The sequence below is a fragment of the Amycolatopsis vastitatis genome (assembly GCF_002234595.1).
GTDB classification, from domain to species: domain Bacteria; phylum Actinomycetota; class Actinomycetes; order Mycobacteriales; family Pseudonocardiaceae; genus Amycolatopsis; species Amycolatopsis vastitatis.
On the sequence record NZ_NMUL01000077.1, the window covers coordinates 24,489 to 45,303 of the forward strand.

A 20,815-nucleotide genomic window follows, 5' to 3' on the forward strand; every position below is an offset into this window, starting at 1 on the left:
CCCTTCGTCGGTGTCGGCGCCGTCTGGCCCACGAACCGGTAATAGGATGGAAGGGCCAGAACCGTCGCCGGCGTGACTCGACGGACACTAGGATGCCCTAGTTGCTCATCGCCCGGACAAGCCAGGACTGTTTCGTTGCCGCTGAGCTGGACACGGACGCCTGGACAGCCGCGCGATTGCACAGAACTTGCGATTTCTCATCTGGCACTTCATGAGCATCGATTTGAACGGCGGAGACCGCGCTCCGCAGGACCCGGGCCTCGGGGACAACAACAGCGATCTCGTCATCGTCTGCGACCCGGTCATCGCGGGGCTGACCAGCCTCTATGTCACGACCCAGTCGGTTGCGGTGGTCGCCATCGCCGCCGGCCTGGTCGTCGTCTTGGCGCTGGTCGTTGCCTACACCCGGCGACGGTGAGTTCAGACTGCGATCGGAGATTCCGTAACGAGGCGACTCTCGATGGTGGAATGAGTAGTGGACGAGGCCGGGGAGGTGGGACCTGCGGTGTCACATGACGAGGCGTTCGACGCGTTCTTCCGCGCGCGCGTGCTTGCAGAGATCCAGCACCTCGTCCGACGTGGCTTCAGTTCGGACTGCGCGACAGAAGCAGTGGAGGAAGCCATGCTGACCCTGTACGTACGCTGGGCAGAGATCGGGAATCCGAGAGGTTGGATCCGGGCAACGGCACGGGGTCACGCCTTGACCATCACCAAGCGGCAGCTCGCCGCCTTGCCTGACGACATCGAGCGCCAGAATCCGGCGTTCCGGCACTACGATGAAGATCCGATCATCCAGCAGGAGTCGAAAGCGAGGATTACTCAGCTTTTGTCCGGGTTGTCACCCAGACGGCGGGCGGTGCTGTCTGCGTGGCTGGAGGGCCTTGAAGACCCGGAGATCGCCGAGGAGTTGGGGATTAGCGAGGCGACCGTCCGCTCGCACAGACGTTACGGCCTTGCCGACGTTGCCAACAAGTTGAGGTCGGAAGGAGGTCTGTCGTGACTGACAACGAGCATGCCGAGGTGGAGGCAGTCCTGCGGCAGGCCGACGCCGAGCTAGGCCGCGAGCTGAGCGCTCACACGGACGTTGAGGCCATGCTCAACCGGGTGAAGGGTCGTGCAGGAGCATCAAGAGCTGGCGAGCCAGCGGTGGAGCTTTCGCAGGTATCGGCGGCCATTCCTCGACGCACGGCGTCCGAGCACGTGCATTACGGACATTCGGCTCGGGAGACAAGCGCTGTGTCGACTGCCGCCAACCCAGACCAGGGGGCGTTCCTGGCCTACCTCGCCGACGCCGATCGTGAGTACCTGTTCGCGCGGGGCACGCGGCGCCAGTTTCGGGCGAACGACGCTGTGGTCATGCAGGGTGATCCATCCGACCACGTGCACGTGCTGGTTTCCGGCTGGGTGCGCGTCTCTTCGATCGTCGAGGACGGCCGGGAGGTGCTCTTCGGCCTGCGCGGCCCCGGCGAGGTGCTGGGCGACCTCGCGGCGGTCACCGGGCTGCCGCGGACGGCATCGGTGCGTGCGATCGAGCCCTGTACGGTCTTCCAGCTGACCGGTGCTGAGTTCGTCGACGCTCTGCACGCCCGGCCCGCCATCGCCATCGCAACGATCAAGACTGTCGCCGTGCGGCTGCGTGCTGCGGAGTTGGCACGTATTGATTCTGCAGCGTTCGATGTCAGCCGCCGCGTGGCTGTGCACCTTGTCCGGCTGGCCGAGGAGCACGGCCGGCGCGTCCGAGAGGGTGTGGTCATCGAGGCCGCGCTGTCGCAGGCCGACATCGCCGCGCAGATCGGTGCCGCCCGGCGTACCGTCGCGCGGGCACTGGCCATGCTGCGGCAGCGGGGGATCGTCGAGACCGGCCGTCGCCGGATCCTCATCCGCCGGCCGCGCGTCCTGCGCGCCTTCGCCCGCTCTGAGGCAGACACGGAAGCAGCACTACGGCCTCCCGGACCCACGTACTCGTCGTCTGCGCCGCCCGGCCCGACGTCTACGTCTACGGGCTCTTCGGCTCCGTGCTGAGCTTCAACGACCACCTCTCCATCGCCCGGGAACTCGGGAATGCGTAGCGGCGGACTGGAAAGTCTTCCTGTGCCAGGGGTGGCGACGGCAGGATCAGGGGTGCGGTGATGACAGAAAACATCCCGGTGGGCAGCGATGTCGTCGCGGCGTCGTACCAGACCGTGTGGACTGAGATCGATGAATCGCGAGGTCGGACTATCTGGTGCACCGCGAAAAGGGACAAATGCGGACAACTGCTAAAGAACTCTGTACGCCGTTCGGCTCGCGATCACCGCGCCAAGCTTCTCGACCGGCGGCGACGCCGGATCGAGCTTGCGCACGGTGGCGAGCAATTCCTCCAGGCCGCCGTCGTAGCGTTCGCATGTACGCGCCAATTCGATCACGTGCAGCCGGTCTTCCTCCTGGTACGGTACCGCGTCCGCGATGTCGCGCCGGGAGAACATTTCCAGCAGGATCCGGCGGCTTTCCGTGTTCCGCACGCACGTGATCGCCAGCAGCGCCTCGACCAGTTCCGTGAACGGGAGCGGCCGGTCCACTCGTTCGACGGCAAGAGCCGTGGCCGACATGGTGGTCCCGGCGATCGGCGCGCCCACGAGGCGCAGCCACGCCCACACGGCGCGCTCCCCGGCTTTGACCTTCACCGGGATCCGGCGGAACGCCCCCGGATCGGCGGCCGGGGCCTGGGAGACGACGTCTTGGTAGATCAGATCCGAGGTGATCAGCACGAGGTCCGCCTTCGACTCCTTTTGCGCCGCCTTGGCCTCTGGTGCGTCGAGCATGCGGAACGTCGCGCTGACCGCCTCGCTGACAGAGCCGTGGCTTCCCTTGGCCACTTCGCCGGCGTGCAGGGCCAGCCGGAGCTGAATCCGGGTTTCCGCCGCGTGGACATGGTTGTAGCGTCGCAGCTCGTCCCGCGTCCGGTCGGGGAACTCGGCGACCAGGTTCGCCTTCGCGATCTCTGGGGGCAGCAGGAACATGGCGCCGTCGCCGGTGTTCTCGATGAAGCACGCGTCCCACGGGATGCCCGTTTCGGCGAAGCTCGTGCGCAGAACCTGCCAAAGTCCGTCGTGCACCTCGCGCAAGTGGGCCATGGTTCTGCTCGGGTTGTTGTACCCGGCGATGTCCACGGCCATGATCGTCCGGTGCAGCGCGGCCGGATAGGAATGCATGCCTCCGTGGTGGTACTCCCGCCGTGGGGTGGGGTTGTCCTCGAAACGTTGCCGACGGCGAAGATCGGCCAGGCCAGCGTGGGGGTCGAACTCGACGCGATCAGGGTCTTGCTCATGGGCGCGCTGCACCAGATCGCGAATGGGGTCGTGTGGCTCGGTCATCGCCCCTCGCCTCCCTGGTCGATCTGGTTGAGCCGGACAAGCTGGGGTCTCAGGACAGCACGTAGACGTTGCACATGGGTTCGGACAGTGGACTTGCTGATGTCGAGGATAGCTGCGACCTCGTCATGGTTCAGTTCTTCGAGGAAGAACAGCACAGCCACCGCGCGCCGTTGGGGAGGTTGCCTGGCGATGAGCTCTCGCACAGTCTTGAGCACTACGAGTTCGTCGAGAACGTCGTCAACCCTGCTGTCCTCGACGGCCTCAGCAAGTTCGGCGTCGAGTTCCGTGAGCCTGCGCTGGCGACGATACGCGTCCATGACTTTGTGTGCCGCGATCCCTACCACGTACTTGCGGTTGTCCTCGGGAGGCTCGGATTCCCGGCACGACCAGAGTTCCCACAACTGGCAATAGGCCTCCTGCGTCGCGTCCTCAGCGATATGGTGATCGCCGGCAGCTATCCGCTGAACCGCGCGGCGAACGCGGGGAGCGGTCGAGCAGTAGAACGTCTCGAAGCTCTCCGGAGGCGGCACCGGCGATCCCATGCGCTTCACGTTGCCTGGTCACGTCCGTCAACGGGGTACACGAGACCAGCTTCCGCAGCGGTGTCACAAACCGTGATCTCAAACACCGCGCCATCCGAGTCACGGTCGAGGATTCGGCTACCAGGTGTCACACGGGAGATGACCCGTTCGATGCTGGCTCGGCGTACGCGGTAGCGCAAGAGGGCAACGACCTGTCGCATGAGCGCGCTGAACGCCGAGACGGCAGCGATGGTAAGTAGCGGAGTGGCGCTCATGCTCATGATCCCCTCTTGGCCTCGTCTGCAAAAGACTCGGAGGACCACGGTGTCGTGTCTACAAAAAACGCAAAGAATCTTGTCCGGGTCGATGCTGCCCGATGAAGATTCCTTGATCCACGTCCCGATAGCTGGCCTTTCCTCGCCTTAAGCTGTTCGGTGATTGCTGCTTGCTTGCGGGGTAATCGTCGGTCAGGGGATCGCGTGCCAGCGGACTGATCGGTCGCCGGTGCGCAGAGACTGGATGCGGTGCTGCAGTTCGGCGGCGGCCGCGGGCTTGCCGGGGGCCAGGCGGATGTAGGCGCCGAGGGCGTGCAGTTCGGTGATGTCCCTTAGCAGGATCCAGCCCGGCCAGTCGAGGATGTCGTAGCCGTAGGCGGCCAGGAATCGCCTGCGGTCGGCCTCTGGTTCGTGGAAGTGGTCGGGGATGCCGGTGAGCAGGTCCAGTTCGTGCGGGCCGAGACAGGTGCCGTCCCAGTCGATCAGTAGCCACCCACCGTGACCGGGATCGCGGACCAGGTTCTCGGTGTGTGCGTCGGTGTGCACGAGCCCCTCGCCGAGCGGGAACACGGTGGCGGCAAAGGTGGCGGCCAGAGCGCGGGCGCGGTCGAGCAGCCAGGCCCGGTCACCCTCGGCGACGGCCGGGTACGGGCGTTCGACGTCGAGGGTGAGCGCCTCGAACAAGCGTTGCATGGGCTGATACCGCGGCAGCGGGAACGGCGGAACGGGTAGCGCATGTAGTCGCCGCAGCGGCGCCGCCAGGTCGGTCAGCGAGGCCGGCGGCGTGGTGGGCCGGTGGGGCCAGAAAGTGGCGACCGCGCCCGCCGCGACGACTGGCTGTTCGCCCGACGCCGGCGCCAACGCGACTGGTTCGGGCTGGTCGGCCAGCCAGCGGGTGGCGTCGATGCAGGTCTGTGCGCGGCGGCGGCGCAGCGGGGTGTCCGGGGCCAGCCGGACGACCATCTGGTCACCGGGCAGCAGGAACACGGCGTTGGAGCGCTGGTGCAACAGCCGGGCATCGGTCGGGTCGGTGCCGAAGATCCGGCAGACCTTCCGCAGCGCTGGCAGGCCGGGTAGCTCGGAGTCCTGGCTGACAGGCAGCGCCATCGGCGGCTACGCGGCCGTGGTGGCCAGCGTCCTGCGGATGTGTTCGCGCAGGTCGGCGACTTCGGGCTGGCTGCTGTGCGGGGCGGCGACGGTGTCGAGTGTGCGCAGCCGGGCGTAGCCGCGGGTGGAGGACAGTCCGGTGATCGCGTTCACCGCGTCGTAGCCGGTGGTCACTGCGGCGGCGAGGTCGCCGGCCTGGAACTGCACCGAGGCTAGCGGGGGCAGGATCACCGCGCGGCTGCGTTCGTACTCCGCGCCGTACCCGGACGCCGCTGTGGTGAGCTTCTCGATGGCGTCAGGGGCGAACTCCGGGTGGGTCAGCGACAGCAGGTACAGCGAGTGGCCTTGCTGGGCGGTGATCTCGGCGTCGTTGACGAACCATGCCCACGGCGGGGTGGTGGCCGGGTCGGCGGTGGTGTAGGTGTCCTGGGCGTTGCCGATGGCGCGGCGGGTGGGTTCGGCTTCGCCAAGGGCGGCCCGGCACCAGCCGAGCACCGCGGAGATGTAGCCCTGGGTGATCGTGGAGACCGGGTGGCGGCGGTTGGCGGCCGTGGCCGACGCGAGTTGCACCAGCTGCAGCGCCTCGCCGGCGCGGGTGGCGTGCGCGAGGGGGTCGAGGCTGTGCAGGTGCAGGGCTTGGTGGGCCATGTCCAGCAGTACGTCTACGGCGAGGTCGGGGGAGCGGGGGTGGTCCTCGGCGCGGCGGGCGGTGTCCAGGGCGTAGGTCCACAGGCGGCGAGCGGCGTCGTGGTCCTCGACGTCGTAGGCCATCCATCCGGCCATGCTGGCCAGCTCGGCGACCGCGACCAGCAGCCGGGTCCGAACCTCCGGCGTGCAGACGGCGTCCTCCAGCCGGCGGACCTGGTGTAGCTGGGTGATCGCCGCGGCGCGGCAGAGCCCGCCGCCGTGGGCGAAGTCCGAGCGGCGGAACCCGTCGGTGATCGCCTCGATCGCGTCGACGTCGGCCGCGCCGATGCGGGGCCGGGTCACCGGCTCGACCTCGCCGGGCAGCAACGACCCGAGCCGGGTCAGCTCGGGATGCAAGCTCGAGCCCAACGTGGCGGCCGTGACCAGGGCGAGGAAATCCCTGCGTTCCAACCAGCTCACCTCCTCCGGTGCGGCCACAACGCTACCTGGGGCCTCGTCGGGGAAGCCGAGCAAGCGGGGCGGGATGCGCAGGAGACCGGCCAGCCGGGCGGCCACCTTGACGTGGGTCAGCCGCCGCTCGCCCCGCTCGACCGCGGAAATCCTGGACTGGGACAGGTCCAGCAGGTCGGCGAGCTGCAGCTGGGACAGCCCGGTGTGAGCCCGGACGGCGGCGAACACCGCGCCGAAGTCGTAGCGGGCCAACGCGGCACGGAGATCCGCGTCGTCGTAGAACCCGTCCGGGATCGGGGTTCGGAACCCGGCGGCGCGGGCACAGGAACCGCACATCGGGTCGGCGGCGGCCAGTGTGGTTCCGCAGAACCGACAGCGGTGTCGCCTCTGACCAGTCATGGTTCGCCTTCCCGTTCCCGGACGGTGTTCGCGCAGGTTCACAGCGTAGACCGCCGTCGGGTACCAGTCGGTCGGTTCGAGCCCGGTGCCGTCAAGCCCCACTGGGGCTAGCACCGCTGGGGATCGGAAAGGCCGCCGCCGACCAGGACGGTGGACGTCATGGCCACCCCGTTGACGACCGACCAGAGCTCGCCTGAGCAGATCCTCGCCGTTGCGCACTGCGGGGGCGGAGGCGGGACGTCGATCACGGCGGCCGGCGCAAGCCCCCGGTGGTCCGGCCCAGATCCCGACCTGGGTCGTACCACCGGGCTTCCAGCGCCCTCGGCGCCGGGGTGCCGCCCGACGCTGACCTTCCCCGTCGGTGGCCACGAGTGCCACCAGTACCAGATCGAGAGCGGGTTCTACGAGTGCGTGCACGGCCACGTCCGTCGCGTCGAAATCCGTGTCCTCCCGGGGAGCCGGTGATGAACGATTCATTGAATCCGGCTGTGGGGCGCAGCGTGCTCCTGCAGGGGCAACGGCAGATCGTCTCCATGGACGAGGCGCTGCACGCGCTGTCTGTGCTTGTCACCGCGCGCCGCCAGGGCTACCTGCGTGTCCCGCCCGGCCGTCCGGACGCCCAGCTGAGCGTGAGCGGGAGACAACCGCTCGGCTGGTTGAACCGGCGACCGCATCGGCCGCGGTTCCGGTTTCCGCTGCGCGGCCGGGACGCAGGCACCAACACTGCCGGGGCGTCGAGCGGGGCAGTTAACGCGGGCGGGCAGGCGTGATGGGGGTGCGGATAGCGGTGGACGGCAGGGCAACCTCTCAGTCGGCGGGACCCGCTACCGGTTGGTGGTGGGGCACGAATCGATCCGGTGGCACCTTCTATGCCGGCCGCGCTCATGTCGTGCGCCCTGCCCAACCGGGGGGTGGGTTGTGCGGCCTGCCGGTGGACGACGTCTGGGATCGGCGCCCGCCGACGCCAGAGCACCTGTGCCCGGAATGCTGCGTACAGGCAATGGCCGTTTCCTACCCGCCGTTCCCGCCCTCCCCGGCACCTCTGTGGCCACGCACAGGTCCCAGCACCCGACAGACCGGCCCTGGCGGCCAATGTCCTGGTTGAGCGGACAGCCTGCGGTGCCCGCAGTCTGCGACGTCGACAACTCCACCGACGACGTGACCGCAGTGCCCGTCAGAACGGCTGCGATCGACGGCGCCGAGGTCGACGCGCCGGGCACAACCTCGCCGGGCGGACACGGCTCTCGTCTTGTGGCGGGACGGTCTGCGGATGCGACGACCAGAAACGGAGAACGTTTCGATGCCCGAGTCCGGCCATCGTCGCGCGATACACGCCACCTCGACCAGCGCATTGCGGGCCTTCGCCGTCCTGCCGACCGTCGTGCTGCTGCTGGCCGCCGCTGTGGCCGTCCTGGGCGTGCTGCCCACGCCGCGGCACCCGGGAGCAGCAGCCGAGCACACCGAACGGCCTGCCCGGCGCCCTGCGCAGGTCGGCGTCCTGTCCGTGCCCCGTGCGGAGGACCTGCGGTCGTGACCCCGCCCGGCCCCGTACCGACCAGGACGCTGCTGGACCGTACCGGCCGCCTCTGGTCGTGGCATCCGACCCTGCCGCGGCGACCCGGTGAGGAGCCGGGTGTGTTCTGCCGCCGCGGGCAACGGCGGACCGAACGAGAACTCGAGAATGAGGCCGAGCCGATCATCGAGGTCCGTGCCCCGCGCCTGCTGACCGTGAAGCTGGTACCCGTACCCGCCAAGCAGATCCGGCTCAACGACCTCGTGGTGCTTCCCGGGCGCGGCGAGCTGTCCCCGGTCATCGGCATCTGGCCGTACGCCGACCGCTACGCGTGTCTGCTGTACGTGTGCACTGACAACGGCGACTGGGTGCACCGCCGTGCGGACAGCCCGCTGCTGCGAGCCGACCTCCGCTCACTGGGCAGCTCTGTAGGCCGGTCTGCTCGCCAGGACGGGCTTTGCTGACGGCGCACACCTGCTCAAGGGATGCGAGCAGGTCGAAATCGCCGACGGGATCGTGCTGTGCCGGGGGAGAAGGCGGGTGATGTGAAAGAACGTCGGATCGTGAACCGCGTGCGGGAGAGCCGGAAAGCCAACCTCGTGAGTCTGAGAGAGTGATTGCATGACTACAGCCCGAGACGTCGACACCAACGCCGCGCCGCGCGCGGACGAGCTGCGGACGGCGATGGTCGCCGCACTGCGCGAGATGGGAGCCATCCAGACCGAGCCGGTGGCCGACGTGTTCCGCACCGTCGAGCGTCACCTTTTCGCCCCTGATGCGCCGCTGGAGATGGTGTACGCCGCGAACAGCGCCGTGGTCACCAAGAGGGACGAAGCCGGGCTGGCCATCAGCTCCCTGTCCGCGGCCCACATTCAGGCGGTGATGCTGGAGCAGGCGCAGATCCGCCCGGGAATGCGGGTGCTGGAGGTCGGGTCGGGCGGTTGCAACGCGGCCTATCTCACTAAACTCGTCGGCCCGGCCGGCCAGGTCACCTCGGTCGACATCGACCCCGACATCGTCGCCTCGGCCAAGGCCCACCTCGCCGCGGCAGGCTATGACCAGGTCAACGTGGTCCTGGCCGACGCCGAGAACGGCGTGCCCGATCACGCCCCGTACGACCGCGTGATCGTGACTGCCGGCGCGTGGGACCTCCCCCCGGCGTGGTCTGACCAGCTCAACGGCGGCGGCCAGATCGTCGTCCCGTTCCGGGTGCGGGGCCTGACCCGTACGGTGGCCTTCGAGCGCGACGGCGACCACCTGACCAGCCGGGACTACCGCCTGTGCGGCTTTGTGCCGATGCAGGGCATCGGCGCCCACACCGAGCGTCGGGTCCCCCTGGATGGTGACGAGGTTGTTCTGCGCGTCGACGAGGACAAGGCGCTCGACGTCGACAGCTTGGCCGCGGCCCTGCGCTCGCCGCGGCTGGAGCTCTGGTCGGGTGTCGAGTTCGACCAGGTCGACGAACTGGACTTTTGGATCGGCACGCACGCGCCCGTCTTCGGTCTGCTCACGGCTCAGGACGGCCCGATCGAGTGCGGCCTCGTCGCGCCGTCGGCGAAACGGGGTGTGCCGACGCTGGTGCGCGGCGGCAGCTTTGCGTACCGCACCAAGCGCCCGATCGACGGCACCGACACCTTCGAGACCGGCGTGTACGCCCACGGACCGGACGCTCGGGCCGTGGCCGAGGAGTACGTCGAACTGTTGCGTAGGTGGGACCGCGATCACCGGGGCCGACGAGGCGCCGTCATCGAGGCGTATCCGGCCGGCACCCCGAGCACTGCACTGCCGCAGGGATGCGTCGTGGACAAGAAGCACACGCGCGTCGTCATCTCCTGGCCCCGGACACAGGCGTCCTGACCTGACAGGCGCCTGGGACAAGGCACAACCGTCAACCAAGGAGGTTCTGTGACAGCTCTACTGAACGAGTCCACTGCGGCGCCGAATGCGGCGGCAGCCAACCCGGACTGGGATCTCGACCTGAGCATCGTCGAGTCCGGACCGGTCGTCGAGGAGATGATGCGGCTGACCGACGACGGCTGCGGATCCACGTGCGAGTCGGCCTGCAACTCCTGCGCGTAGTCACAGCGGGACTGAACTGAATCCGAGGAACTGCTGCACCCGGTGGCGGCGCTGCTGCCGTGTCTCCGGGTGCAGCAGTTCGGGGTTTGAGGATGTGGCGATGTACGAGTTCGTGGACGCGGCCGTCATCCGAGCGGCCACCCGGCCGCTTGCCGCTGAGGCGCCGCCCTGGCCGGATTTGACCGATCTCACGGGCGACCCGGTCGCGCGGTGGCGCGGGTGGCTGCAACAGGTCCGGGAGTTGCCTGGTTTCGCCGCAGCACTCGATATCGCGAGCCCGTCCCTGGCCTGTCGTGTCGACGACGTGTGCGCCGGGCACCGGCTGCCGGAACGCCACGTCCGCCGCGCCGTGGTCTCGACCGTGCGCTACCTGCTGCGGGCCACCGGCCGAGCCACCCCGTTCGGCTTGTTCGCCGGGATCGCGCCGGTGCGCCTCGGCTCTCCGTCCGCCGGGCACCTCGGTGCCGATCATCGTGCGCTAGTGCGGGTCGAGACCGAGTGGCTCACCGACGTGATCACACGCCTGGAGAGCTGCCACGAACTGCGTCAGCGCCTGCTGGTCGTGCGCACGAACCTGGCGTTTATCCGCGACGGGCGGCTGGTGGTCGGCTGCCAGCAGCGCGGCGGCCACGACATCGAGCCCGCCGAGGTGTCGGTCCGGTACACCAAGCCGATCCAAGCCATCCTGGACGCGACCGAGCGGCCGATCCGGGTGAGCGATCTGACGGTCAAGCTGGCTGCCGACTTCCCGGATACCCCGGACACCCTGATCGACAGGATGCTGGCCGGGCTGGTGGCACAGCGGATCCTGCTCACCAGTCTCCAGCCGCCCATGACCGCCACCGACCCGCTAGCTCACGTCAACGAGGCCCTGACCGCGGCCGGCGCCGACACGGTGGCCGAGGTAGCCGGCCTGGCCAGTGCCCTGCGGGGTGTCCACGCCACCCTGGCACGCCACGATCACGCCCGCACCGCTGAACAGGCCCGCACCGTGCGCGCCGCCGCTGTGAAACTCGGAACGGCCGACGCCGCCGAGCGGGTGACGTCGGTGGACCTGGTCCTCGATGGCGACGTCGTCCTGCCACCGCAGCTCGCGGACGAAGCAGCCGCCGCTGCCAGAGTCCTGGTCCACCTCACCCCACGGCCATTCGGCTCACCGGCCTGGCAGGACTACCACGGCAGATTCATCGAACGGTACGGCGTCGGCGCCGCGGTGCCCGTCGAGGAACTCCTGCACGGCGACCACGGCCTGGGCTTTCCGGCCGGGTATCGCGACTCGAGCCTGCAGGCTCCGGCCCGCTCCGGCCCGCAGGAGCGTGACGACGTCTTGCTGGCCCTGGTGCAGGCTGCTGCTCTACGGCAGGACGAGGAGATCGTGCTCACCGAGAAGCTGATCACCGACCTCGCCGCGGCGGACCTCAGCGAGATCCAACCCCAGCCGCACACCGAGCTGCGCCTGCGGGTACACGCCACCACGCTCGCCGCCCTGACCGCCGGCGACTTCGAGCTCGCCGTCACCGGAGTGTCCCGTGCTGCCGGGACCACGACCGGACGGTTCCTCGACCTGTTCAAGCAACCGGACCGCGACAGGATGACGACCGCCTACGCCGGGCTGCCCACCGTCAACGAGAAGGCGATCGCGGTGCAGGTCTCCGGCCCCACCCTCTACCGAAGATCGGACAACGTCGCCCGGACACCGGCGGTGCTGCCGCATCTGCTGGCTCTGGGCGAACACCGCCTCAGCTACGATGGCCTGCTTTCCCTGCACGACCTCGCGGTCGTCGCGGACGCCCAGCGCCTCTTCCTGATCTCGCTGTCCCAGCAGGTCCCGGTGGAACCGGTCGTGTTCAGCGCGGTGGAATATCTCAACCACGCCCACCCCCTGCTCCGGTTCCTCTGCGAGATCAGCACCGCTCGCGCCGCTGCCTGCGCCCCCTTCTCGTGGGGAGCCGCCAGCCGGCTGCCGTTCCTGCCGAGGCTGCGCTATCGGCGCAGCGTCCTCTCGCCCGCCCGCTGGCTGCTGGCCTCCTCGGACCTAGCCGCCCCCGGAGCGCCCTGGACGACCTGGGTGGACAGCCTCACAACCTGGCGGCAGCGGCTACGCGTGCCACCGACGGTGTACCTCGGTGAGAGCGACCGCAGGATCCGGCTGGATCTGACCGAGCCCGCCCATCTGCATGTGCTGCGCCGCGAATTGACCCGTGCCGGACGCGTCGCAATCCGCGAAGCACCCGATGACAGTGCCTTCGGCTGGATCGGCGGCCACGCCCACGAAGTCGTCCTCCCCCTGGCAACCACCGCCCGCCCGGTTCCCCACCGGCGCTGGCCCTTGCGGATCGTCGGCCGCGACCACGGCCACCTGCCAGGTGCTAGCCCCTGGCTGTTCGCCAAACTCTACGGCCACCCGGACCGGCACACCGCTGTCCTCGCCCAACACCTCCCAGCCTTACTGTCCACCTGGGACGACGAGCCAGAGTGGTGGTTCCTGCGCTACCAAGACCCCGAGCCCCACCTGCGCTTGCGGTTTCGCCTGCGCGACAGCAACGACTTCGCCGCGACCGCCGCCCGGGTGGCGACCTGGGCGAACGAGCTGCGCCGCCGCGGACTCATCGGACAATTGCAGTTCGACACCTACTACCCGGAAACCGGGCGATTCGGTACCGGCCTGGCCATGACCGCCGCCGAAGCGGTCTTCGCCGCTGACTCCACCGCAGCCCTCACCCAGTTGGCCGCAACTGGCCGACGGGACGGCCCCGGCCCGCACGCCGTCACCGCCGCGAGCATGGTCGACCTCGCCATCTCGGCGAGTGGCGGCATCGACGCCGGAATGCAGTGGCTGATCGACCACGCCACCACGCCCTCAGCACCGGCCGCGCCCCGGCCGGTACACCAGGCCGCGATCAGGCTGGCGAACCCGCACCGCACCTGGGCCGCGCTGCGCGCGATCCCCGGCGGCGAGCCCATCGCCGCGGCATGGGGCCACCGACGAACCGCGCTGGAGGCCTACCGCGCGGCGCTCACCGTCGAGAGCGGCGCCACCCCGGAAGCAGTTCTGCCGGACCTGCTGCACCTGCACCACGTCCGGTTAGCCGGCATCGACCTCGATGCCGAACGTGCCTGCCTTCGCCTGGCTCGCGCCGCTGCCCTGAGCTGGACCAGCCGCCCGAGAGGAGCATCATGACCCGGACCTTTCCCGAACTCCTCGCCGCGGCCGGTGCGATCGCCGACCAACTCGCCGATCCGCACACCGTCAACCCCGGCGGGCCCGGCCGCCGCCGGCCGCAATCGCTGGCCGGCGGCGCCGCGGGCATCGCGCTGCTGCACATCGCACGAGCCCGCTCCGGCCACGCCGCCTGGACCACCGCACGGTCTTGGCTGGCCGCCGCTGCCCGGGAGACCCTCAGCGCCGGGCCCAACGCCAACCTGTACTTCGGCGCCCCCACCCTGGCGTTCGTCACTCACCTGGCGGCCGACGAGCCCGGCAAGTACGCGCGGGCCCTCGCTGAGCTCGACGCGATCACCATCGCCCTGACCCGCCGCCGCCTCGACGCTGCACACGCCCGCATCGACCGCAAGGAACGGCCAGTGCTGGCCGAATTCGACCTCATCCGCGGTCTGGGCGGACTCGGCAGCTACCACCTTCAGCGCCATCCCGGCCACGACATCACCCGCAGCGTGCTCGGGTACCTCGTCCGGCTGACCGAACCGCTGCCAGGCCGCGCCGACGATGACGTGCCCGGCTGGTGGACTGAAGTCTCTCCCAACGGCGACGTCTCGTCGGACTTCCCCGGCGGACACGGCAACCTGGGCATGTCCCACGGCATCGCCGGCCCGCTGAGCGTGCTCGCCCTCGCACTGCGCCGCGGCATCGCCGTCGACGGGCACGCCGAGGCCATCGGCCGCATCCAGCGCTGGCTGGACCTCTGGCAACAGCGCGATCCGACCGGGCCGTGGTGGCCCGGCTTCATCACCCTGCAACAGTCCCGGACCCGGCACGTCGATCCGGACACCCGACAGCGACCTTCGTGGTGCTACGGCTCCCCGGGCCTGGCTCGCGCACAACAGCTTGCCGCGCTGGCGATCGGTGACGTCGAACGCCAGAGCGTTGCCGAAGCTGCGATGCTGTGCTGCCTGCGCGACCCGACGCAACTGGACCGCCTCGTCGACAGCGGGCTGTGCCACGGCACCGCCGGCGTGCTCCAGGCGGCCTGGCGCATGTCCCGGGACGCGCGAACACGAGACCTCGCCGGCGCACTGCCTGCCCTGGCAGAACGGCTGCTTGCCGAACTCCCCGCGGTCCGCGACGAGGTCGAGTTCCTCGACGGCCTCGCCGGAATCGGACTGGCCCTGCACACCGTGGGCGCCGAGTCCGAGCCTGCCACCGCGTGGGACGCCTGCCTGCTGTTGACCTGAACGCGCGGAAGGATCACAACATGACCCCGTCGTGGTGCCAGGTGTTCGTCCAGTTCAACGATTGGGACGCCGCCGAAGGCATCGCCGTCACAGACCTCGCTCCGGTGCTCACCGACGCTGAGGACACGGGCCTGATCAGCTCCTGGTTCTTCATCCGGAAGGCCCCCTGCTGGCGCGTGCGCTTCCTCCCACACGACCAGGACACCGCGCCGAAGGCCACCGAGCGCATTCACCAGCGGCTCGCCACGCTGGAGAACGATCACCGAATCACCCGATCGGTGAAGACCATCTACGAACCCGAAACCCACGCCTTCGGCGGCCCCACCGCGATGGAGACCGCCCACCGGCTCTTCCACCAGGACAGCCACCACATCCTGACCTACCTCGGCAGCGAACGCGATGCCGCAGGCGGAGCAGACGACCAGCGGCGCGAGCTGTCGATTCTGCTGTGCAGCGCCATGATGCGCAGCGCCCAGCAGGACTGGCACGAACAAGGCGACATCTGGGCGCGCGTCGCCGAACACCGCACACTTCCACCCGACACCCCCCAAGACCGGCTGCGTGACCTGGAACCCTCGCTGCAGCGGTTGATGACCACCGACACCGAAAAGGTGCTCCAGGACAACGGAACCTTCGCCAGTTGGGCCGCGGCGTTCACTCAGGCAGGTGCTCGCCTCGGTGACCTCGCGATGACCGGCGGCTTGGATCGCGGGGTGCGCGCCGTGCTGGCCAAGCACGTGATCTTCGCCTGGAACCGGCTCGGCCTGTCCCACACCAGGCAAAGCATCCTCGCCAACGTCGCCAGAGCCGCTGTCTTCGCCTCGTAAGACAAGCCGAACGCACCCGCCGAGTCCGATGAGGAGAGGACGCCGTGCACCGAACCGGCCAAGACCTTCTCGAATCCAGAGTGACCGAGTGGTTCCCGCTCCTACCCCGCACCCGGCCACACTGCCGCGCCCTCGACCACCGGGTCGAGGAGATCCGGCAGCTCACACGCGCGGCAGCGGGCAAACCGGCCGAAGATCGGATCGCTACCGCTGCGGAGGCCCACAACAAGGCGGCGCTCGTGCTGAGCGACTGCGGTCTGCATGATGCGGCGCACCAGTTATGCTGGCAGCAGTTCGACCTCTTTCACGCGAACTGGCCACTGCCGGTGCGCTCGGCGAAACTCGCCCTCCAGCCCGTGGTCAACCTCGGCAGGCTGCTCGTCCGCGCCGGGCACTTCGACCGCGCCTACGAGATCTTCGTGAATGTGTTCGACGCCGTGCGGAACCAGACAACGACTACGGTCGACGGGCGCAAGATCGATTTCAGTCCCTTCGTCGTTCGGCCCGAACACCACAAGGAAGTCGTACGTTTCCTGTGGACCGTCCTCCTGGCCGACGGCACGCGCGCTCTTACCAGGGCCGGCCGCTGGCATGACGCCCTTCAGCACGTGCAGAACCAGAAGGGGATCGCCCGGCGGATGCTCGACGGCCGCCAAGTGGCCATCCTCGAGCGATATTTCGCCGATGACTACGACGCTGCCCTCCACCTGCTGGACCACAGCGAGACACCCGACGCCTGGGACCGGGCAGTGGCCGGCTTCCTGCGGGCACTGTGCCTCCGCAGCATCGCACCAGCCGACCGGGCAATGCCGACTGCGGAGGTCGAGAAGTTCCTGCACCCGGCACCTACGCCCGGCCATCCCGTGTTCCGCATCCGCCTCGGCCTGTGCATCCTTGATCTCACCGCAGACGTTGACGCACCCCGGTTGGCCGCCCAGCTCGTACGCGAAGCGCTCACATCCGGCGACGCCTATCTGGCGCGAGACGTACTCACGCATGACCGGTGCCGCTCGGACACCACGGAGGACAACTTGACGACGCTCACCGCGACCGTGCACGCAGCCGGCCTCGGCCGTGGCGCCCTTCCCAACCGGCTGCGCGACGCCCTCACAGCTGCAGTGCGAGCGAGCGAAGCCCTGCTGACAACTTGGTGACCACCAAGGAGACGCAGTTGGCCTGGTCTCACGTTCCGTTTGACCGGGCTGCTAACGGCAGATCTGCTCACCGTGCCCCGGTGCCGCCGCGATGTTCTCGGTGCACGCACGGCGCCCCGGTGTGCGAATACGCGATGCGGGAACGGAAGGCCTGCGCGACGACCCCTTCCGGCAGTGGCGCGGTCCACCGGTACTGGGGTGCGCTGACGCGAGCCGCGGCGACGAGGGTGCGGCCGTAGCCCAGTCGCCGGTACCCGGCGACGACGTGGACGTAGTCGAGGGTCGCTGTCCGGCATGCCGGGCAAAGGCTGACGGTTGCGGTAGCGACGGCGGCGCCGTCGAGCTGCAGCTCGATCCGCTCGGGCGCCGTCCGGGTCGCGACGGGATGGGCGATGAGCACCAGGCCCTGCTGAGGTGCCGCCGCTGGCAGATGGCGGACGGTGATGTCGAGGAGGGCCCATTCGGCGAGCCGCCGTTCAGCAGGATTGAGAGCTTCGACGCGACGGCACGTTTCGCACAAGGTGCCGTGTAGCCGGTAGCGATGGCTGTAGGTGCGGGTCATGCCGTAATGGGTGAGGTACTCCCCGCGCAGGCACTGGACGGGGACGCCTGCGGCGGGCCGGATCGGCAGAAGATCGCCGTACTCGCCGCGGGCGCCGGAGCGTGGGCCACCGACGGCGGGCTGGCTGGCCGTCATCGGAAGTCGCGCGAGGGCGCGGTCGCCATCGACAGGTCGAGGCGCTCCAGCCGGTCAGCCACGAGCGTGACCACACCCTCACTGGCCTGCACCTGGCCTCGGATGAGCAGGGCGGAGCTGGTGCGGGCGACGATCCGGTTGCGTTGCCACAGCCCGGGTGAGACGAGGACGTTTGCCATGCCGGTCTCGTCTTCGAGGTTGAGGAAAGTGATCCCGCCTGCGGTCGCCGGACGCTGCCGGTGGGTGACTGCGCCGCCGACCCACACCCGCGTGCCGTCCTCGGTTCGCATGAGTTCGGCGACGGTGATCGCGCCGCGCGCGGTGAGCAGCTCGCGCAGGTACTGCACAGGGTGGCTGTCTGGGGAGACGCCGGTGGCCCACAGGTCCGCGGCGGTGACCTCGAGCCGTGTCATGCCCGGCAGGGCCGGCGCGTCGAGGCCTGGGGCGAGGCCGGGCAGATGACCGGCGCGGGTGGCCGCGGCTGCGCTGGCCGCCCACAGGTCCTGCCGCCGGTCGCCGCCGAACCCGGCGAACGCCCCGGCCGTGGCCAGGGCTTCGGCGGCGTTCTTCTTTAGCTGCACCCGGCCGGTCAGGTCCCCGATGCCCGTGTAGGGGCCGTTCGCGTCGCGTTCGGCGACGATCGCCTCGGCCACCGCGTCGCCGAGGTGGCGGATGCCGGCGAGGCCGAGCCGGAGCGCGACGCCGCCGGTGCTTTGCGGATCGGGTTCGAGCGTGGCGCCGGCGAAGCTGGCGTTGATGTCGGGTTCCCGGATGTGGACGCCGTGGCGGCGTGCGTCGGCGACCAGGGACTGCGGGCTGTAGAAGCCCATCGGCTGGGCGCGCAGCAGGCCGGCGCAGAACGCGGCCGGGTAGTAGCGCTTGAACCACGCGGACGCGTAGACCAGCAGGGCGAACGACATCGAGTGCGCTTCTGGGAAGCCGTAGCCGGAAAAGGCGTGGATCTGCTCGAAGATCCGGGTGGCCAGCTCGCGGTCGAGGCCGTTGACTTCGCAGCCGCGGAAGAACCGGGCCATCAGGGCTTTCATCTTGGCGCTAGAGCGTTTGGCGCCCATGGCGCGGCGCAGCTGGTCGGCTTCGGCCGGGGTGAAGCCGGCGACGTCGACGGCCATCTGCATGACCTGCTCCTGGAACAGCGGCACGCCGAGGGTGCGGTCCAGGCTGTCGGCGAGCAGGGGATGGGCGTGCTGCCACTCCTCGTCGCCGCGGCGGCGCCGGATGTAGGGGTGCACCGAGCCGCCCTGGATCGGGCCCGGCCGGATCAGGGCGACTTCGACGACCAGGTCGTAGAACTTCCGCGGCCGCAGCCGCGGCAACGTCGCCAGCTGCGCGCGCGACTCGACCTGGAACACGCCGACCGCGTCGGCTTCGCAGAGCATGTCGTAGACCGCTGCGTCGGCCAGGTCGAGCTTGCCGATGTCCACGGCGGTGTCGTGGTGCTCGGCGACGAGGTCGATCATGTAGTGCAAGGCCGAGAGCATGCCGAGGCCGAGCAGGTCGAACTTGACCAGCCCGACGGTGGCGCAATCGTCCTTGTCCCACTGCAGGATCGACCGGTCGGCCATGGTCGCCCATTCGACGGGGACGATCTCCGACACCGGCTGCTTGGAGATGACCATGCCGCCGGAGTGGATGCCGAGGTGGCGCGGGAAGTCCTCGATTCGGCCGGCCAGCTCGAGCACGTCGGCGGGGATCTCGCCGGATGTCTGCTGTTTCGTCGCGGCGACGCCGCCCCAGCGGTCCACGAGCTTGCCGTAGGCGTCCTGCTGGCCTGGGGAGTGTCCGAGCGCCTTGGCCGCGTCCCGCACCGCCGACGGTGCCCGGTAGGTGATGACGTTGGCGACCTGCGCGGCGTGGAACCGGCCGTGCTTCTCGTAGACGTACTGGATGGCCTCTTCGCGGCGGCCGGACTCGATGTCGATGTCAATGTCCGGAGGTCCGTCCCGCTCCGGCGCAAGGAACCGTTCGAACAGCAGGTTCCACTGCACCGGGTCCGCGTGGCAGATGCCCAGCGCGTAGCAGACCGCCGAGTTTGCCGCCGACCCGCGGCCTTGGCAAAGGATGTTGTTCTCCTTGCAGAACCGGACGATGTCCCACACGACGAGGAAGTAGCCGGGAAAGTTCAGCTGCTTGATCACGTCCAGCTCGTGCTCCAGCTGCGCGTACGCCCGCGGCGACTCGGCGCGGGTGCCGTAGCGGGTGGCGGCACCGGCCCAGGTCAGCTCGGCCAGGAACGACATCTCGTCATGCCCGGCCGGCACGTCGAACGGCGGCAGATCCGGCGCCACGAGCTGCAGGTCGAACGCCACCTCCACCCCGAGCACCGCGGCCCGGCCGACCGCGCCGGGGTAGCGGCGCTCGAACTGGCGTCGCTGCTCCATCCCGGACCGCAGGAACGCCTGCCCCGACGGGGGTCGCCACCCCTCCAGCTCCTCAGCCGACCGGCGAGCGCGGACCGCGGCGACAGCGTCGGCGACGGGCGCGTCTTCCGGGCGTGCGTAGTGGACGTTGTTCGACACGACCGTCGGCAACCGCAACGCACGGGCCAGCTCGTCGAGCAGGTCGTTGGCCGCGTCGTCGAGGGGCTGGCGGTGGTTGATCAGCTCGACGGCGACGTGGGAGTGCCCGAACCAGTCGACCAGCCGCTCGAGCTCGGCCCGTGCGGCCGCCGGCCCCTGCTCGGCCAGGGCCTGGCGGACCGGGCCCTTGCGGCAGCCGGTGAGCACGACGATGTGCCCGGCCAGCTCGTCGACCAGCTCCTCCAGGTCGTAGACGGGTCGGCCTTTCTCGCCGCCAGCGATCTGGGCGTGGGAGATGACCCGGCAGAGCCGGTGGTAGCCCTCCTGCTGCCGGGCCAGCACCAGCAGGTGCGACCCGGCCGGATCGGGCTCGCCGGCCTGCGGGGCGGGCAGGTCGAGGGACAGTTCGGCGCCGAAGCCGACCCGGACGCCGAGTTCACGGGCGGCGTCGTTGAACCGGACAGCGCCGTACATGCCGTCGTGGTCGGTGAGGACGAGGGCGTCCAGCTCCAGGCGGGCGGCTTCCTCGACGAGGGTCTCGGGATGGGACGCGCCGTCGAGGAAGCTGAAGTTGGAGTGGACGTGCAGCTCCGCGTACGGCGCGCGGAGGCGGTCGCCGCCGTCGTCGCGGCCGCGACGGTTCCGCAGGTCGGCCGGGGCGTCGGCGTAGCCCTCGCGCTTGCGTGACCAGGCTGGAGAGTCGTTGCCGTCGCCGAGGACGGGCGCGCGCCCGGAGGCGATCCGCTCGACTTCCGACCAGGGCACGCTCGAGCTGTTGAATTGGAGAGACGGTCCGAGGTTGACCGTTGACCGTTTGTGACTCACTGTGCTCACCGTCCCGC

At 69.5% G+C, this 20,815-nt stretch carries 18 protein-coding genes; 12 read left to right on the forward strand and 6 right to left on the reverse strand.

Annotated elements, in window-relative coordinates:
• Nucleotides 1-211: 211 nt before the first annotated feature.
• From CF165_RS46505 to CF165_RS46515, 3 genes are read left to right on the forward strand one after another with little or no spacing between them, the layout of a single operon-like run.
• Entirely contained in the window at nt 212-418 is a 207-nt protein-coding gene (locus CF165_RS46505; RefSeq protein WP_143268856.1) for a hypothetical protein, read from the forward strand.
• Between the two features lie 57 nt (nt 419-475).
• Nucleotides 476-1,000 carry an RNA polymerase sigma factor gene (locus CF165_RS46510; protein WP_093954010.1) on the forward strand — a complete coding sequence of 175 codons (525 nt, stop codon included), beginning with the start codon at nt 476-478 and terminating at the stop codon, nt 998-1,000.
• Entirely contained in the window at nt 997-2,022 is a 1,026-nt protein-coding gene (locus tag CF165_RS46515) for a Crp/Fnr family transcriptional regulator (RefSeq protein ID WP_240522148.1), read from the forward strand. The genes CF165_RS46510 and CF165_RS46515 overlap by 4 nt, the downstream gene beginning before the upstream one ends.
• A 236-nt stretch (nt 2,023-2,258) precedes the next feature.
• Here the strand turns inward: CF165_RS46515 and CF165_RS46520 are convergent, their stop codons facing one another.
• From CF165_RS46520 to CF165_RS46540, 4 genes are all read right to left on the reverse strand, one after another.
• On the reverse strand, nt 2,259-3,353 hold the full coding sequence (locus CF165_RS46520) for an effector-associated domain 2-containing protein (protein ID WP_240522149.1): 1,095 nt from the start codon (nt 3,351-3,353) through the stop codon (nt 2,259-2,261).
• Nucleotides 3,350-3,895 (reverse strand): RNA polymerase sigma factor, encoded by a 546-nt coding sequence (locus CF165_RS46525; protein WP_143268857.1) that lies wholly within the window; start codon nt 3,893-3,895, stop codon nt 3,350-3,352. Before CF165_RS46525 ends, CF165_RS46520 begins: the two co-directional genes overlap by 4 nt.
• A 446-nt stretch (nt 3,896-4,341) precedes the next feature.
• Entirely contained in the window at nt 4,342-5,256 is a 915-nt protein-coding gene (locus tag CF165_RS46535; RefSeq protein WP_093954014.1) for an aminoglycoside phosphotransferase family protein, read from the reverse strand.
• Nucleotides 5,257-5,262: 6 nt separating this feature from the next.
• The gene (locus CF165_RS46540; protein WP_167441774.1) at nt 5,263-6,753 is read right to left on the reverse strand and encodes a helix-turn-helix domain-containing protein; all 1,491 of its coding nucleotides are present in this window, start codon (nt 6,751-6,753) and stop codon (nt 5,263-5,265) included.
• A gap of 464 nt (nt 6,754-7,217) precedes the next feature.
• Here CF165_RS46540 and CF165_RS46550 point away from each other — a divergent pair, with 464 nt between their 5' ends.
• From CF165_RS46550 to CF165_RS46590, 9 genes are all read left to right on the forward strand, one after another.
• Nucleotides 7,218-7,523, forward strand: coding sequence for a hypothetical protein (locus CF165_RS46550; RefSeq protein WP_143268858.1), 306 nt, complete (start codon nt 7,218-7,220; stop codon nt 7,521-7,523).
• A 500-nt stretch (nt 7,524-8,023) separates the two neighbouring features.
• Entirely contained in the window at nt 8,024-8,287 is a 264-nt protein-coding gene (locus CF165_RS46555) for a hypothetical protein (RefSeq protein WP_143268860.1), read from the forward strand.
• The gene (locus CF165_RS46560) at nt 8,284-8,730 is read left to right on the forward strand and encodes a hypothetical protein (protein ID WP_143268861.1); all 447 of its coding nucleotides are present in this window, start codon (nt 8,284-8,286) and stop codon (nt 8,728-8,730) included. Before CF165_RS46555 ends, CF165_RS46560 begins: the two co-directional genes overlap by 4 nt.
• A 157-nt stretch (nt 8,731-8,887) precedes the next feature.
• Nucleotides 8,888-10,123 (forward strand): methyltransferase, FxLD system, encoded by a 1,236-nt coding sequence (gene fxlM / locus CF165_RS46565; protein WP_093954020.1) that lies wholly within the window; start codon nt 8,888-8,890, stop codon nt 10,121-10,123.
• 48 nt (nt 10,124-10,171) lie between these two features.
• Entirely contained in the window at nt 10,172-10,345 is a 174-nt protein-coding gene (locus CF165_RS46570) for an FxLD family lanthipeptide (protein WP_093954021.1), read from the forward strand.
• Nucleotides 10,346-10,445: 100 nt separating this feature from the next.
• Nucleotides 10,446-13,526, forward strand: coding sequence for a lantibiotic dehydratase (locus tag CF165_RS46575; protein WP_093954022.1), 3,081 nt, complete (start codon nt 10,446-10,448; stop codon nt 13,524-13,526).
• The gene (locus CF165_RS46580; protein WP_093954023.1) at nt 13,523-14,758 is read left to right on the forward strand and encodes a lanthionine synthetase C family protein; all 1,236 of its coding nucleotides are present in this window, start codon (nt 13,523-13,525) and stop codon (nt 14,756-14,758) included. Before CF165_RS46575 ends, CF165_RS46580 begins: the two co-directional genes overlap by 4 nt.
• Before the next feature lie 20 nt (nt 14,759-14,778).
• Nucleotides 14,779-15,585 (forward strand): thiopeptide-type bacteriocin biosynthesis protein, encoded by an 807-nt coding sequence (locus tag CF165_RS46585; protein WP_093954024.1) that lies wholly within the window; start codon nt 14,779-14,781, stop codon nt 15,583-15,585.
• Between the two features lie 80 nt (nt 15,586-15,665).
• Nucleotides 15,666-16,739 carry a hypothetical protein gene (locus CF165_RS46590; RefSeq protein ID WP_143268862.1) on the forward strand — a complete coding sequence of 358 codons (1,074 nt, stop codon included), beginning with the start codon at nt 15,666-15,668 and terminating at the stop codon, nt 16,737-16,739.
• 67 nt (nt 16,740-16,806) lie between these two features.
• On the opposite strand, the gene CF165_RS46595 is transcribed toward CF165_RS46590, so the two are convergent.
• Together CF165_RS46595 and CF165_RS46600 are read right to left on the reverse strand one after the other, a co-directional pair.
• The gene (locus CF165_RS46595; protein ID WP_205661195.1) at nt 16,807-17,436 is read right to left on the reverse strand and encodes a GNAT family N-acetyltransferase; all 630 of its coding nucleotides are present in this window, start codon (nt 17,434-17,436) and stop codon (nt 16,807-16,809) included.
• A complete protein-coding gene (locus CF165_RS46600; RefSeq protein WP_167441775.1) occupies nt 17,433-20,738 on the reverse strand; it encodes an error-prone DNA polymerase in 3,306 nt (1,101 codons plus the stop codon). The genes CF165_RS46595 and CF165_RS46600 overlap by 4 nt, the downstream gene beginning before the upstream one ends.
• Nucleotides 20,739-20,815 lie beyond the last annotated feature (77 nt).

Excerpts from the sequence above, each read along its gene's own strand:
- CF165_RS46505 (WP_143268856.1), top strand. The coding sequence starts at position 212 with ATGAGCATCGATTTGAACGGCGGAGACCGCGCTCCGCAGGACCCGGGC.
- CF165_RS46520 (WP_240522149.1), bottom strand. The coding sequence starts at position 3,353 with ATGACCGAGCCACACGACCCCATTCGCGATCTGGTGCAGCGCGCCCAT.
- CF165_RS46525 (WP_143268857.1), bottom strand. The coding sequence starts at position 3,895 with ATGGGATCGCCGGTGCCGCCTCCGGAGAGCTTCGAGACGTTCTACTGC.
- CF165_RS46535 (WP_093954014.1), bottom strand. The coding sequence starts at position 5,256 with ATGGCGCTGCCTGTCAGCCAGGACTCCGAGCTACCCGGCCTGCCAGCG.
- CF165_RS46540 (WP_167441774.1), bottom strand. The coding sequence starts at position 6,753 with ATGACTGGTCAGAGGCGACACCGCTGTCGGTTCTGCGGAACCACACTG.
- CF165_RS46550 (WP_143268858.1), top strand. The coding sequence starts at position 7,218 with ATGAACGATTCATTGAATCCGGCTGTGGGGCGCAGCGTGCTCCTGCAG.
- CF165_RS46555 (WP_143268860.1), top strand. The coding sequence starts at position 8,024 with ATGCGACGACCAGAAACGGAGAACGTTTCGATGCCCGAGTCCGGCCAT.
- fxlM (WP_093954020.1), top strand. The coding sequence starts at position 8,888 with ATGACTACAGCCCGAGACGTCGACACCAACGCCGCGCCGCGCGCGGAC.
- CF165_RS46575 (WP_093954022.1), top strand. The coding sequence starts at position 10,446 with ATGTACGAGTTCGTGGACGCGGCCGTCATCCGAGCGGCCACCCGGCCG.
- CF165_RS46580 (WP_093954023.1), top strand. The coding sequence starts at position 13,523 with ATGACCCGGACCTTTCCCGAACTCCTCGCCGCGGCCGGTGCGATCGCC.
- CF165_RS46585 (WP_093954024.1), top strand. The coding sequence starts at position 14,779 with ATGACCCCGTCGTGGTGCCAGGTGTTCGTCCAGTTCAACGATTGGGAC.
- CF165_RS46595 (WP_205661195.1), bottom strand. The coding sequence starts at position 17,436 with ATGACGGCCAGCCAGCCCGCCGTCGGTGGCCCACGCTCCGGCGCCCGC.